The organism is Kamptonema formosum PCC 10802 (assembly GCF_000332335.1).
Lineage (GTDB): Bacteria > Cyanobacteriota > Cyanobacteriia > Cyanobacteriales > Oscillatoriaceae > Oscillatoria.
This window is the reverse complement of the sequence record NZ_KB235948.1, coordinates 925,411-940,394: the sequence shown is the minus strand read 5'-3', so window position 1 is coordinate 940,394 and position 14,984 is coordinate 925,411. Positions and strand designations below refer to the sequence as shown.

7 protein-coding genes and 1 tRNA gene are annotated in these 14,984 nt (G+C 54.6%); 5 read left to right on the top strand and 3 right to left on the bottom strand.

All coding sequences use genetic code 11. From position 1 onward, the window contains the following. Window positions 1–7: 7 nt before the first annotated feature. A complete protein-coding gene (locus OSC10802_RS48790; protein WP_155967371.1) occupies window positions 8–151 on the bottom strand; it encodes a hypothetical protein in 144 nt (47 codons plus the stop codon). Between the two features lie 1,375 nt (window positions 152–1,526). Here OSC10802_RS48790 and OSC10802_RS43925 point away from each other — a divergent pair. The 4 genes from OSC10802_RS43925 to OSC10802_RS0104095 all read left to right on the top strand — a co-directional run bounded on the left by OSC10802_RS43925 (window position 1,527) and on the right by OSC10802_RS0104095 (window position 7,157). Continuing rightward, window positions 1,527–5,549: a beta strand repeat-containing protein gene (locus tag OSC10802_RS43925; protein WP_020480611.1), complete on the top strand. Its 4,023-nt coding sequence runs from the start codon at window positions 1,527–1,529 to the stop codon at window positions 5,547–5,549. A 232-nt stretch (window positions 5,550–5,781) separates the two neighbouring features. After that, window positions 5,782–5,853: transfer RNA gene (locus tag OSC10802_RS0104105), tRNA-Gly, on the top strand. A 482-nt stretch (window positions 5,854–6,335) separates the two neighbouring features. Beyond that, a complete protein-coding gene (locus tag OSC10802_RS48785) occupies window positions 6,336–6,482 on the top strand; it encodes a hypothetical protein (protein WP_017715518.1) in 147 nt (48 codons plus the stop codon). A 39-nt stretch (window positions 6,483–6,521) separates the two neighbouring features. Beyond that, on the top strand, window positions 6,522–7,157 hold the full coding sequence (locus tag OSC10802_RS0104095) for a hypothetical protein (RefSeq protein ID WP_017715517.1): 636 nt from the start codon (window positions 6,522–6,524) through the stop codon (window positions 7,155–7,157). A gap of 62 nt (window positions 7,158–7,219) precedes the next feature. Here OSC10802_RS0104095 and OSC10802_RS43920 read toward each other — a convergent pair whose 3' ends face one another. Beyond that, entirely contained in the window at window positions 7,220–10,027 is a 2,808-nt protein-coding gene (locus OSC10802_RS43920) for a PAS domain S-box protein (protein WP_017715516.1), read from the bottom strand. A gap of 557 nt (window positions 10,028–10,584) precedes the next feature. Here OSC10802_RS43920 and OSC10802_RS0104085 point away from each other — a divergent pair. Beyond that, window positions 10,585–11,877, top strand: a complete 1,293-nt coding sequence (locus tag OSC10802_RS0104085; RefSeq protein WP_017715515.1) for a retropepsin-like aspartic protease — start codon at window positions 10,585–10,587, stop codon at window positions 11,875–11,877. Window positions 11,878–12,032: 155 nt separating this feature from the next. Here OSC10802_RS0104085 and OSC10802_RS38610 read toward each other — a convergent pair whose 3' ends face one another. Beyond that, window positions 12,033–14,738 carry a PAS domain-containing protein gene (locus tag OSC10802_RS38610; protein WP_017715514.1) on the bottom strand — a complete coding sequence of 902 codons (2,706 nt, stop codon included), beginning with the start codon at window positions 14,736–14,738 and terminating at the stop codon, window positions 12,033–12,035. Window positions 14,739–14,984 lie beyond the last annotated feature (246 nt).

Sequence of the window (14,984 nt, the reverse complement as noted above, 5' to 3'; positions counted from 1 at the left end):
GAGGGGGCTAAGAAAAGGGATCTGGCGGGTGTGCCGGTGGCGGACTTCTGTCGCCGGCGGCACTCCAGGGGCGGCAAACCCGCCCCCCCTGCCTGGGAAATAAAAAAGGCAGACTGCCGGTTGGCCAATAGTGAATTCTAGCTTTTCTCATATTAGTGAGGTACTGGAGCGCCTCACTAATATGAGAGCCCCTCTAGAGGTTTTATAGCAGTATTCACTTGGGTTAAAACATTAGACTTTCAGTCCCGGCGGACGCCGTACCTACGTCTATATCCCAGTAGTATTATGGGTTAGGACAATAGGAGCCGGAGTGCGGGGGTGCAAAAGAGGCCGAAATGTACGAACCTAAGTGCCTACTGCTATAACAAATAATTTTAAACAGCTAGATATAGCAGCAGTCATATTGGTTAGGACATCAGTGACCTAGGGAAAAAGGCGTAGGTACGGCGTAGCGCTAACGCGCCGCTGCGCTAACGCCGGGCCTCTCGATCTAATGTCCTAACCTAAGTGCATACTGCTATAGGATAATAAAATGGAATCGTCTGCCGAAAGAAAGGGGGAATTTTCCGAAGGGAAAAACTTGACATTGCCCGCCGGCAGATATAGCAGTATTTACTTAGATTAGGACAAAAAGGACAGGCGGGACGCCTGTCCTACGCCTTATATTCGTAGGACAGGCGTAGGGCAGACGCTCCCTTCAACCTCAAGCTCTAATGTCCTAAACTGACTGCCTGCTGCTATAGATAGTGATGGCAGCAGTCAGGCAGAAGAACGAACGGACGGTTAGAGCAATTTAGGCTATCTCTTCACAGCTGATTCCGCTCGGCGGGCTGATTTGGCAGCGCCCGGGCAAAATCCCTCATTGGGGGGATGAAATCGACCGCTATTTGGCGGCATCCTGGAACAGGATGATGGATGTTGATGGCAGAGATAAAGCACACGAACTGAAAACAATCTGACAGTTTTGGGCTTCCTTTTGGGTGCCCCTAGCACTGGGGAATCCTGCTTTCGCGGCAGCCGGTCGCACTGCGACTGCTGGCAAACGGATTGAGAAATTCCTGAAACTTCACTTCCCTAAAACTTCACCAAAATCTCGCGCTATATAGCAATGGACAGTCAGTTAAAAACAGGGCATCTCACTTTCTAGTAGGGATCGGGAGCGGAGGGAACGCCTGTCCTACGTCCTAACCTAACTGCCTGCTGCTATAGTAGAGGAGGTGAATAGATGAGACAACTGGGGTTAATGCGGGTGCGGTAGCGAGCAGCGGAACTGAACAAATCGCTGCGCTCGCACCGAGAGTTTCTGCAATAGAAGGTTCGCTTTTGTCTGTCTGAATGTGACTAGCTTATGACAGATGACAATCGGACTTTGCTGTAAAATTTTGCGCCGGGGACATTGGGGAAAAGCCTTTTCAGGGGCGGGCATGATGCTTGCCCTCGATGTCGGAAAAACTATTAGTTCTTGCCCAAAGATTGTGTGGCAGGCTAAGAGGAATTGCTCTTTGGGGTGTTGGAGAACACTAAAAATGGCCGAGCAAAAAATTACTGTTAACCCTTCAATTCTAACTGCATCTCCTGACAGGCCAGTTACATTTGATGTAAATTATGAAACGGCAAATCCGGCGGATGACAGTCTTTCGGGGTTGGGATTGCGGCTGCATTACGACCGCGACGCTCTCACATTCAACAGTTTAGACAATCCCCTGCAAACAAGTCTGGTGCCTGGTGGGGGAACGCAGCAAGATGACACTCAGGACTTTGACAGCGATCCGGTAACGGACTCTTTTGTCGAGCTTTCCTGGAACGATGCAAACCAAAATTGGCCGGGTGCGGGAACTGCTCCGGCAGCGCTGTACACAGCAAACTTTACAGCTGCGCCAACGTTTAGCAGCCCCACACCGATTAATTTTAGTGCGAGCAGCACAGCGCCTGGATACACTTTAGACGCTCCAGATTCGCTGACAGTAGAAGTCAATCAACCGCCGGTGGCAGCAGAGGACACCATTACGGCGACTGCCGGCACGGCTGTCACCATCAATGTCCTCGCCAACGACACCGATCCGAATAACAATACCCTCTCTCTGGGAACCTTTGACACCCTCTCAGGAAACGGCGGCACGATTACTTTAAGCGACGGGGGCACGCCAGGCAATGCCACGGATGACCGGCTGCTGTACACACCGGCTGCCGGTTTCACGGGGACTGACACGTTTAACTATACGGTCAGCGATGGCACTGACACCGCTGCCGGTGCGGTGACGGTAACAGTCAATCAACTCCCCGGCATTACTGTCACCCCCACGACCGGCTTGACCACCACGGAAGCCGGTGGGACTGCAACCTTTACTGTAGTTCTCGACAGTGCGCCAACTGCCAATGTTACTATTGCCGCCAGCAGTTCTGACACCACAGAAGGGAGTGTCTCACCGGCAGCCCTCACCTTCACGCCGGCAAACTTCTCGGCGGCGCAAACGGTAACAGTAACCGGGGTAGCTGACGACACTATTGATGGCAGCCAGCCCTATACCATTAACCTGACAGCAACCAGCACGGATACGATCTACGGGGCGATTGACCCTGACGATGTGTCAGTGGTAAACACCGGACCGGGTGTCAATATCACCCCCACGACAGGCTTGACCACTACGGAAGCCGGTGGCACTGCAACCTTCAGCGTATCCCTTGGCAGCGCCCCAACGGCGGATGTCACAATTGATGTCAGCAGCAGCAACCCGCAGGAAGGAACAGTCTCCCCGGAAACCCTGACCTTCACTGCAGCCAATTTCTCTGCGGCGCAGACAGTAACGCTCACCGGTGTCGATGACACTGCAGTCGATAAAGACCAAACCTACGACGTTATCCTGACAGCAACCAGCGACGATACCCTCTACGGGGGGATTGCGGCGGACACTCTGTCGGCGACGAACATTGACGACGAAGCCCCCGGGCTGTTTACTGTCACCCCCACATCCGGCTTAATCACCAGCGAAGCGGGGGATACCGCTACCTTCACTGTAGCCCTCACCACCGCCCCAACTGCTGATGTGACGATTGCTCTGAGCAGCAGCGACACCACAGAAGGGAGCGCCTCACCGGCAGCCCTAACCTTCACTGCCGACAACTTCTCGGCGGCGCAGACGGTAACAGTCACCGGCGCAGATGACACTCTATCCGATGGCAGCCAACCCTACAGCATTTTGCTGGCACCGGCTGTCAGTGAGGACACGAATTACAATGGCGCTGATCCAGCGGATGTGCTGGCTGACAATATCGATAATGACGGCACTGCGCCGGGAATCACGGTGATTCCCAGCACCGGCTTGATTACCACAGAAGCCGGTGGCGCTGTTACCTTGAGTGTGGCTCTCAGCAGCGCCCCAGCTGCTGATGTCACGATTGCCGTCAGCAGTTCTGACACCACAGAAGGGGCAGTCTCGCCAGCGACGCTCACCTTCACTCCGGAAAACTTTGGCCAAATCCAGACGGTGACAGTCACCGGCGTCAGTGACGACACCCTCGATGGCAGCCAGTCCTATAATGCTGTCTTCGACGCGGCGAGTGCCGGCGACGCGGGTTACGATACCCTCGCTCCAGTCAGTGTGCCGGTGACGAACACGGAACCGGGGATTGCGGTCAATCCCACGACCGAATTGACCACTACGGAAAGGGGTGGCACTGCGACCTTCACTGTAGCCCTCAACAGCGCCCCAACGGCTCCTGTGACGGTTGCCGTCAGCAGTTCTGACACCACAGAAGGGGCTGTCTCGCCGGAAACGCTGACGTTCACGCCGGCAAATTTCTCTGCGCCGCAGACGGTGACAGTCACCGGCGTAGATGACGATACGGTCGATGGCAGCCAATCCTACACGATTAACCTCGAGCCGACCAGTACCGATACTGTCTACGACACCCTGACGGGGAGTGTGTCGGCGAGTAACACCGATGACGGGGAACCGAGAATCGCGGTCACTCCGGCGACGGGGCTGACCACCACGGAAGCCGGTGGCACTGCGACCTTTACTGTGGCCCTGACCACTGCGCCAACTGCTCCTGTGACGATTGCCCTGACCGGTGCTGACACCACCGAGGGGGCTGTCTCGCCGGCAGTCCTGACCTTTACTGCGGCAAATTTCTCTGCGGCGCAGACGGTAACCGTCACGGGTGTCGATGAATTTGATGTCGATGGCAGCCAAACTTACACCATTACGCTGGACCCCACCAGTACCGACACTATCTACGACACCCTAACCGGGAGTGTGGCGGTGACGAACACCGATAACGACATCCCGCCAACCCCAGTCCCCCCGCCCAGCCCAACCCCAACCCCAAGCCCAACCCCAACCCCAAGCGAAAACACTGCCCCGACGATTAGCGACATTGCCAATCAAACGGTCAGTCTGGGCGCGGCCACTCAGGCAATTGCGTTCACCGTCTCGGATGCGGAGACAGCGGCTGGCAACCTGACGGTAACCGCCAGTTCTAGCGACCAGAACATCGTTCCCAACAGCAATATTGTTTTGGGCGGTGAGGGAGCGAACCGAACCATTACCGTCACCCCAGCGGCGAATCAACAGGGCGCGGCAACGATTACCGTAACGGTTTCTGACGCGGGGAAGACTGCTTCTGACACGTTCACCCTGGACGTCTCCAATGCCGGCAGCGACAGTATCACCGGCACTGACAGCGGCGACACTCTCAGCGGCGGGCTGGGAAATGATTTCGTTTCTGCCGGTGGGGGGGACGACGTTATTGATGCCGGGGATGGCAATGATACGGTAGTCGCGGGTGCCGGCAATGACCAGCTACTGGGTGCCGGCGGCAATGATATCCTGATTGGCAGTGAGGGCGCAGACAGCCTCAATGGGGGTGATGGCAGCGATATCCTCTATGGCAACACCGGCACTGACATCCTGGATGGCGGTGCCGGCAACGATACCTGCCAGGGGGGTAAGGACGATGATTCTGTAAGCGGCAACACTGGGGACGATCGGGTCGGTGGCGACATCGGCAACGACACCCTCAGCGGCGGCGACGGCAACGACCAGCTGTTTGGCAATCAGGGCAATGATTGGCTCAATGGCGATGCCGGCAATGACAGCCTCGCCGGCGGGAAGGACAGTGACACCCTCAGCGGCGATAGCGGTAACGATCTCCTCAGTGGCGACTTGGGCAGCGACTCCCTCAGCGGCGGCGACGGGAATGACACCCTGACCGGCGCTGCCGCCCATCTGGGGAGTCCGGGTGCCGGTGAGCTCGACACCCTAACCGGCGGACAGGGTGCCGACCGCTTTGTGCTCGGAAGCGGTGGCAAGTTCTACTACACCGCTGCGGGCAATGCTGACTGCGCTTTGATTGCGGACTTCAATGCCGGTGAGGATGTCATCCAGCTGGCGGGCAGCGCTGCTGACTATCAGCTGTTCGCCTCCTCCGCCGGTTTGCCCAGTGGGATCGCGATTTTGCACAATACTGCCGGTGCGGACGATCTGGTGGCCATTGTTCAGGGGTCTGGCAACCTCAATCTTGCCGGTGGCTATTTCAGTTTCGTCTGATCCGCTGTTTCGGGGGAGGGGGACCGTCGGAGAACCCCACCCCCAACCCCCAGGCGGGGGTGCCGGCAGCGGACTTCTGTCCCATCCGGCACTCCCGGGGCGCTCAACCCGCCCCCCCTGTACTGAGAAAAAAAAGGTTGACAGCCGGCTGGCGAACCGTGTATGATTTATTTCAGGTGGTGAGTTGCCGGTTTTCTGCCGAAAGGCTAAGATAGGTAATGAGGTGCTTGACGCGGATGTAATTCAGTGGTAGAATGTCAGCTTCCCAAGCTGAACGTCGTGGGTTCGAGTCCCATCGTCCGCTTTAATGGCTCAGAATAGGGGTAATATATGGCCGGCTTCCCCTCTGCCAGACTGAGAGACAGTCCGGCTGTACTGTTATTGCACCGTTGGGTTGAGCTGCTCTTTTGCAATGCAGTATAGCACTAGCCACTTAGGTTAGGGCAGGCGAGACGCCTGCCCTACGTCAGAACCTCATAGGATATGCGTTCCTTTCCGACGATCGTGTCCGAACCTAAGTGAATATTGCTATATATTTTAAGTGGAGCGGTTAGATTTGATTTGTGGATTTTTTGCTGAACCGCCATAGACGCGCCAGCGGCTTCCCGTAGGGTAGACGCCAAGAACGCCAAGGGAAGAAAAGATAGAGGTTTTAAGAAAGAGTTTAGGAATCCTGTAGAGAGTAAGAAAATTGACGGTTTGAGGGGCTGATTGCGCCGCTGGATGGCTTGTTTACTGGCGGGCTGGTTGTGGGACTGACTTTCGGGCTGAGTTCGGGGCTAATTTTTGGACGGATTGGCGGCGGTATCGAAACAAGAACAGTTCCCAATTAAGGGATTTGGCAGTCGGGAAAAAATGCAAAAAGTTGGCAGCGGCTATATTTTTATCCACCGGCTGCTGCTAGAACATTTCGCCCAGATGTCGCTAAAATAGAAGAAGAATATCACTTTGACCTGACAGCCAACTCAACTTATGACTACTCTAAACGCCCGCGACCTATCTCTGAATGATGTCCAGCGCCTTTTTAAGCTAGAAGAGCAGTTCAGCAGCTCATTTACACCCCTGCTATCTCTGGAGCCTTTGACTGACGCCGAACAGCAAGAATTTTGGCAAATTCGGAATGACTTTCGCCGCTACCTGACAGCAGGCAAAGTCTCGGAAGGACAGGTGAAGTTACTGGCGCTCGCTCCCTTGCTGCGATTAGCCGGCTTCTATCGCTCGCCTATCCAGATTACCTTGGAAGAAGACATCGCCGAGATTAATATAGCAGATGAAGACACCATCATTAAAGGCCGGTTCGACATTTTAGCAGTCAGTCTGGCTCAGAAGACAGCAGCGGACGCATTTTTTTGGGTTTTGGTGATAGAAGCTAAAAACAGTAGTGTCGCCCCCTCAGCTGGTTTAGCGCAATTGCTCACCTATGCCTATAAAAGCCTGGAGCGTCAAACATCAGTTTGGGGGCTGGCGACAAATGGAGAGCTTTATCAGTTTGTATGCGTGCAGCAGGGAAATCCCCCGACTTATCAGCTAATGCCGGTGCTCAGTCTGTTTGAACCTGAGCGTTCAATCCAGATCCTGCAAGTTCTCAAAGCTATCTGCAAGCAGTAGAATGCGTTCCCTCAAGAGGCGTAGAAACCCGGTTTCTTTAAGAAACCGGGTTTCTTGCCCAATCACGGATGACTTTGCCGCACCGGAATTTCAATCCAGAACTCGGTCCCCTGTGCCGGTTGCGACTCGCACCAGATTTTTCCGCCATGTTTCTGGGTTACAATCTGATAGCTAATCGCCAGCCCCAATCCGGTTCCTTTCCCCACCGGCTTGGTGGTGAAAAAGGGGTCAAACACATGCGCTTTTACCTCCTCTGTCATGCCGCATCCATTATCTGCAATCCGAATCACCGCGCGGTTGCTATCCGCCACTTCTGTGCGAATCCGAATCGCAGGCGATGGGGCGTGGCGCGCCGGGGATTGCTGCTGTTCGCACCCCCGAGCTCCCGACGCCCGGTGCCCCCTTTCCAAAGCATCAATCGCATTGCCCAGCACATTCATAAACACCTGGTTGAGTTGCCCTGGATAGCACTCCACCAAGGGCAAATTGCCATACTCTTGAATGACTTCAATGCCGGCGCGATCCGCTTTTGGCTTTAGCCGGTTTTGCAAAATTAATAGCGTGCTGTCAATTCCCGCGTGAATGTCAACTGCCTTCATGTCTGCTTCGTCGAGGCGCGAGAACGTCCGCAGCGACAGCACAATCTGGCGAATGCGATCTGCTCCCACTTTCATAGAAGACAGCATTTTGGGCAAGTCGTCAATCAGGAAATCCAGGTCAGCGGATTCAATTTCAGCTTGAATTTCTGCCGGCGGTTGGGGATAGTGCTGCTGGTACAGGTGCAGCACGCCGAGGAGGTTTTTAATGTATTCGCCCATGTAGGAGAGGTTGCCGTAGATGAAGTTAACGGGGTTGTTAATTTCATGGGCGACACCGGCAACCATTTGCCCGAGACTGGACATTTTTTCTGTCTGGATCAGTTGGGTTTGGGTCTTTTGCAGCTCCCGCAGCGTTTCCTCCAGCTGCAAGGCTCTCTCTCGCTCGCGCAATTCCGATTGCCGCAAGGCTTCTTCCGATCGCACGCGGTAGGTGATGTCTTCAATCGTCCCGAGAATGCCAATCACTTTCCCTTCCGGACTGTGAATGGGAAATTTGTTGATATCCAGCCACATTTCTCGCTCGTCTCCCCCGATTCGCCGGTGGATATGATGCAGTTCTGGCGTATCCGCATCCATCAATAGCCGGTCTGACTCGCGGTATTTCTCTGCCGATTCCTCGCGGCACAAGTCGCCGTCTGTCTTGCCAATAATATTCTCAGGAGCGCTAATTCCGACGATTTCGCACCACTTCTGGTTGCACCCCAAATACACTGAGTTGCGGTTTTTCCAAAAAATCGCTTGCGGGATGTTGTCCAGCACCAGTTGCAGCAGCTCAGCGCTCTTGCGAATTTCCTCAGCCCGCTTGCGTTCCGTAATGTCAAATCGAATGGCTAAATACTGAGAGGGTTTTCCCCGCTCGTCCACAAAAGGCACAATGGTTGTGTCCACCCAGTAATAGGTCCCATCCTTGGCTTTATTCTTAATTTCACCGTGCCAAATTTTGCCCTTGGCAAGGGCTGACCAAAGGGTTTGGAAAAATTCTCGGGAGTGATAGCCAGACTTGAGGAGGCTGTGGGTTTTACCGAGCAGCTCTTTCCTAGAATATTGAGAGAGTTCGCAAAACTTATCATTAGCATAAGTAATAATCCCCTGAGGGTCAGTTATGGCGACGATAGCAGCCCTGTCCAGTGCAAATTTAAGGTCTGACAGCTCTTGGAGTGACGCTCGCAACTGTTCCTCAGCTCGCACGCGGTAGGTGATATCATTGCCAAATCCGATCGCTTGTACCAAGTTGCCCTGTTCGTCAGAGCGATTCAAGGCGTTCCAAGAGATGGTGCGTTTCTCCCCACTCCGCGCCGTCAAAATCATCTCGCAGTCGCGCACATTCCCGCGCTGCAAATTGCAGGATGGCTCGGCGTGCCGGCACTCGTCGCCCGCAGCAAAGATTTGCCACCAGTTCCGCCCGATCAGTTCTTCCGCCCGGTATCCCGTAGCGCTCTCCACCGCAGGATTGACGAACTCAGTCACGCCGTCAGGCGCTATCCCAATCACCAGTGCGGGAGTCTTCTCGATAATGAATCCCGTACAGTCGCGCTGTTTTTGCAGTTCCTCCTCGGCGCGGTTGCGCTTTTCTATCTCCCGATAGATGAGTTTGTACACCCACAAGAGGATGCCAAAATTTAGCAAGACTCCACCGGAAAAGCCAATCAGCGCGTTTCTCCCGCTAAGTTTTGCCTGCGCTTGCTGCTGCGTCAAGACCTGTTTTTTTTCGAGTTCCAATTTATGAATCAGCCTGCGTATTTCATTCATGTCCTCCTTGAATCGCTCTGTTTTTAAGGAGCGCAGCGCTGCGGCCAAGCCCGCCCTCTTTCGCCACTCAACTGTCCGGTCGATTTCAGCAAATAAATGGTCGGTCAGCCCCTCTAAGCGGTTCAGTAGGTGCTGGCGGTCCGGATTATTGGCAGTTAACTCTTTGAGACGCTTCAGTTTTTGACTGACCGCCTCTGGGGCGGCGCGACCGGCTTCTAGATAAGCCTCATCTCCTGTTATTATATAGCTGAGCTGCCCAGTTTCCGCCTCTTTAATTTGGGAGAGCACATCATCGAGCTGTTTGAGGGCTGTAAAGGTGTCTTCCACTGCAGCATTGGTCTGAACGAGTTGGGTTATGCTCCGGTACGAAACCCCAACCATGAAAATCAGGCTGGCGGTTGCCAATCCCAAACCGCCGGCAATCTTCTGGAAAAATAGCCGGCGCACTTTCAATCCCCTCGCTGTGCCGGAGGTTGCCGGTGCTGGCTCGGTTTTGCGCTCGGTCTGTAGAGCTTGGATCATCTTGTGCTTTCCTTCACGCTCGGACTTGCGGTGTCACGGAAATCAATACCGGCTCCCCGCATAAAAAACCAACATAGACCGTCTTTCCCGCGCCACGCGCGACTGGCCTGTCGTGTTTATCTCCCACATCTAGAGTTGACTTCTGTTATATCTATTTAACAGGAGTGCTTAAGTTTATGAATAAATTTTATTATTTTTTTATAACCGGGTGCGGCAGGGGAGAGGGGCGTTGGCTCCCCAGGGCTGCGCTAGGAGTGTGCCGGTGAGAGTTAGAGCTGATTTATAGCGTTTCTCATCCTTTCTGAGGTACTGAGAAACCCGGTTTCTTAAAGAAACCGGGTTTTTGGGCCAGAGTGCATCCAACTGAGAATCGCTATATAAAGTAATTGTTAATCCGGAATGGAGCCAGAACTCAGTACAGGAACCGGGGGTCTTGAAGAAAACCGGTTTCTTGTGGCTTCGCTTTTTCTTTATAAATCAGCTATTCAACGTTAAACACCTGTCATTATAAGAAGAAACAGGCAAATTTGTCCGCCACTGCATTCCAACCTTCAGCCATGAAACTCTCTTGGACTGTCGCCAATGCCATCGCACTCGCATCCGTCTGCGGGGGGCTCGCCGTAACGCCCCTGCCAAATTCAGCCCAGAACCCTTTTTCTCGCGCCCAGACGGCAGGCGCGCCCCGTCAGGGTGCCAGGGAAATGAGGGCGGAGCCTCCCGGTGGGCGTTTGCTGGCGCAACCTGGGAGCGAGAGACAGCTGGCACAGCAACCGGCACAGCAACCGGCACCCGCCCCCAACCCCCTGGGAAAAGAACTCCTGCAACAGCTGCTGCAGTGTGTTCTCGGGAAAGTCTCTAACCCCCAGCAACCTTCTGCGGAACAGCTGCAAACTGCTTCGGCGCAATGCGTATTTAAAGTTGTTATGCTCGCACCAGATGGCAGTGTTCGCCCGGATGCCAGCGCTCGCCTGACTGCGCTGCTGAAAACCACCGGCATCACCCTCCCCAAACCCGTCAGTCAGGGACAAGCTTCTGTACCGCTAAAACGCCTGACTGACAGCCGGCTTTTTACTTTGCCGGTGACTGTCGGCGGACAGAGCGGAACTTTTTTGCTCGACACCGGCGCATCCAATTCGATTCTCGACAGTCAAATCGCCCAGCAGTTAAAACTTGCCGGCACCCCTATCCCCAGCGATATTTTAGCATATATGGTTGTCGGCGACAACTGCTCTAATGTGAGAGCGGCGCTGCACAGTTTGCCGCCCGTAACCGTAGCTTCTGCCAAAGTTGAAGGGCTCAACGGAATGGGGCTGTCAAAAACAGCAATTCCCGGGGGGCAGTCCGGCGTTTTGGGGATGGATTTTTTAACCGGCTTCGATGTAATTATAAACCCCAGAACCTTGAAATTGCAACTCCTGCCGCAGTCTCGCCACCCTGCCGGTGCCATTCCCCTAACAGGAAAGCTGGGCGTGATGACCGCACAAGTGCAAATTAATAGTAAAGGCCCTTTCACCTTTTTGCTGGACACCGGCGCAGATGTGATGGTTGTCTCGCAGCGACTGGCGCAGCGGCTGTCTCTCAACACCGCCAAGGCGAAGGACACAGAAGTTCGGGGGTTTTGCGGCACAGAAACCGGCAAGCAAATCACCTTAGAAGGCGTGAATTTGCACGGTCGCCAAGCCTCCCACCTCGATGCCGTGATTTTGAAGAATGGCGTGCTAGACTTGTTAGGCGTTGAAGGCATCATCGGTCAGAACTTCCTCACCCGATACCAGCAGCACTGGCGATTTGAGCAATTCAATCAGCTCGGCTTTCCTGATGCCGGCAGTTTAGTTTTAACGCCACTTTAAGGACAGGCAAGATGCCGGTCCTGCGTCCTGCGGGATATAGCGAGTCTAAATCATTCGTGTAAATTTCAGAAGCCCGGTTTCTTTAAGAAACCGGGCTTCTGAGCCCCAGAAACCGGGTTTCTTAAAGAAACCCGGTTTCTATGCCCTCCCACCGATTAATTTCTGCCCAGCGCCGCCAGACTTGCCACCACCGCAGCCAATTCATCTGGCTCCGCCGGCTTGGTCAAGTACATCTGGAAGCCGGCAGAAAAAGCTTGCAGTCGAGCCTCAGGTTCGGCGTGTGCCGTCAGCGCAATAGCTGGAATTTTTCCCCCTCGCGCCGCTTCCAGAACCCTCACCCTGCGGATAAAATTGTAACCACTCTCTCCGGGCATCTCAAGGTCGCTGACTAGGACATCTGGCTTGAATTGTTGCAGCCGGTCGAGCGCCTCACCGGCAGAAACTGCCACGGTTACTTCCGCCCCCAACTGTTCGAGCACTGTAGCGATCAGCTCGCAGGTATCGGGACAGTTGTCCACAACCAGCAACTTCACGCCCTGGAGAGCTCCTGGACTGCCGGCGGGCGCTTGACGTCCAGCAGGTGAAACCAACCGCTGAACTGCTACATTCTTCGGCTTGATGGCGATAGCCGCTACGGGAAACTGCACAGTAAATGTCGCCCCCCGTCCGGGACTGCTGCTGGCAGAAACAGTCCCTCCCTGCATTTCCACTAGGTTGCGCACGATTGCCAGCCCCAGACCCAGCCCGCTGCTATTCTTTAGGTTCGCATTCTTTCCTTGCGTGAACCGGTCAAAGACATGCGGGAGAAAGTCAGGACTTATTCCGCAGCCGGTGTCGCTGACTGATATTTCAATGCGCGAGTGAATGCGCCGGCACCGAACAAATACCTCTCCGCCTTCCGGGGTGAACTTAACTGCATTGGAAAGCAGATTCCACAATACCTGCTGCAAGCGAGCCGGATCGCCAATCACCTTGCCTGCGGACAAATCAACTGCGGACTCCAGTTGAATTCTTTTGGCTTCAGCTGCCGGTCTCACTACCTCAATCGCCGCATTAATAATCGGTTCCAAGTTGAGGAGGCAGGTGTGGATGCGGAGTTGCCCCTGAATAATGCTCGACAGGTCCAAAAGGTCGTTGATGATTTGGAATTGCAGCTTCCCGTTGCGCTCAATGATATCCAGCCCCCGGCTGACTGCCTCTCGCTCAAAATTATGCCGGCGGATGAAATTAATCCAGCCCAGCATGGCGCTTGCCGGCGACCGGAGTTCGTGCGAGACAACTGCCACGAACTCATCCTTCAGGCGGTTGGCTTCCGCTAATTTCTCTGCCTGCTGTTGCAGCGCAGCCTTGGCTTGTTTGAGCGCAGTAATCTCCCGGCTAACGCACAGTACAGAGTCAACTGAACCATCCTTGGCGAATTCAGGCACAAGAAAACTTTGATAGTATCTCGTTCCGCTGGGTGTTGGAAAGTCTTCTTCAAGAACCAGCTCTCGCCCCGCTGTAAAGACCTGCTGGAGGTTCTGGTTCCACTCTACCACTTTTTCCTGTGGTATTCCCAATTCTGAAAAAGTTTTACCAATACAAGTCTTGCTCCCTATTCCTGCCGTTCGTTCTGCTACAGGGTTGGCGTAAACATAGCGAAATTCCCTGTCAAACCGGGCAATGACGTCAGGCGAATTATCGGCCAGCGCTTTGAATGCCTGCTCGCGCCGGTACAGTTCCTCCTCTGCCTTCTTCCGCTGGGTGATATCAGTGGAGATGCCACCAATTGCGTAAGGGACCCCACCGGCATCGCGCAGGGGAAACTTGATGGAAATGTAGGTGTGCGGCCCATCTCTCTCAGGGACAACCTCTTCGAGTTCGAGAGGGATTCCAGATTCGAGTACCTTTCGGTTATTCGCCGCCAAGGTATCAGCTATCTCTTGGGGCCAAATCTCGTACAGGCTCTTGCCTGTAATCTGCTCTACCCCGACGCGGAACACGTTTTCATACCGGCGGTTGATTAGCAGGTATCTGTTCTGAGTATCTACGACATGAATAACCGCCGGCGAGTTATCCAGGATCGCCTGCAGGTGTTCTTGGCTCTCCCGCAGCGCCGCTAAAGCCTGCTTGAGATCGTCAATATCTGTAGAGCTCCCCACCCACTTGATGACTTCGCCCCGGGCGTCAAACACCGGCACGAGGCGGCAGAGAAACCAGCGATAGGTGCCATCCCCCCTCCTGTGGCGGCACTCGAATTCGGTGACTGCGCCGGCCTGCTGTAGCTGCGCCCACACTTCCGTAACGCGCGGAAGGTCTTCGGGATGGATGGCGATCCCCCACCCCTCGTTATTGACCCGCTCGACGGTCAGGCCGGTGTGTTCGTGCCACTGCCGGTTGGCATAGTCCAGGGTGCCCTCCGCTGTTAGTGTCCAGACGAAGTGCGGCATGGCTTCGGCAAGGGTGCGGTAGAGCGTTTCACCGGTCGCCAGCGCCTCTTGAGCCGGTGCGCCGCCGGCGGTGAGATTTCCAGCCGGTTGCTCCCTTGCAACAGATGCCACCGGACGCGATTTCAGGGCTGCGACTGTCCTGCTAATCAGCAGCCCCTCCACCACAAACAGGCACAGTTGCAAGGTTTCACCGGGGCTTTTGACAAGCAACGAGAGATCAGAGAGAAAGAAGCAGTCGCTGGCGAAAGCCGCGAGAGCCGTGGCCAGCACACCGGCCCACAAGCCGCCATACCAGGCGCTAACCATTACAGAGCCAAAAAACAGGAGAAAAGGGCTTTCTAGTGCCAGCGGAGGGTATAGCAGTCGCTGCAGCAGCAGCCCCAGGGTAACAGCTAGGAGAGCCACGCCGCAGCTCTCCAGACGGGAAGGCATTCTTTTCAAGACCTCTAGCCCCCAGACGACTATATTTCTACCTTAATCTGGCTTTCAGAATTTGCACCCCCCTATAAGTGAGTTTTATCTTCCCTGCCAGCCACCTCCAGAAATCAATTTCTATTACTTATAAGTAGCCAAATTTCCTTGACACTCCCTTTTCTATGTGATAATAAAATGAAAATAGATGGCTAATCATTGGGGCGGGGATGCTGGGCGCGCTTGCCGGCGCTCCCATCCCCAGTG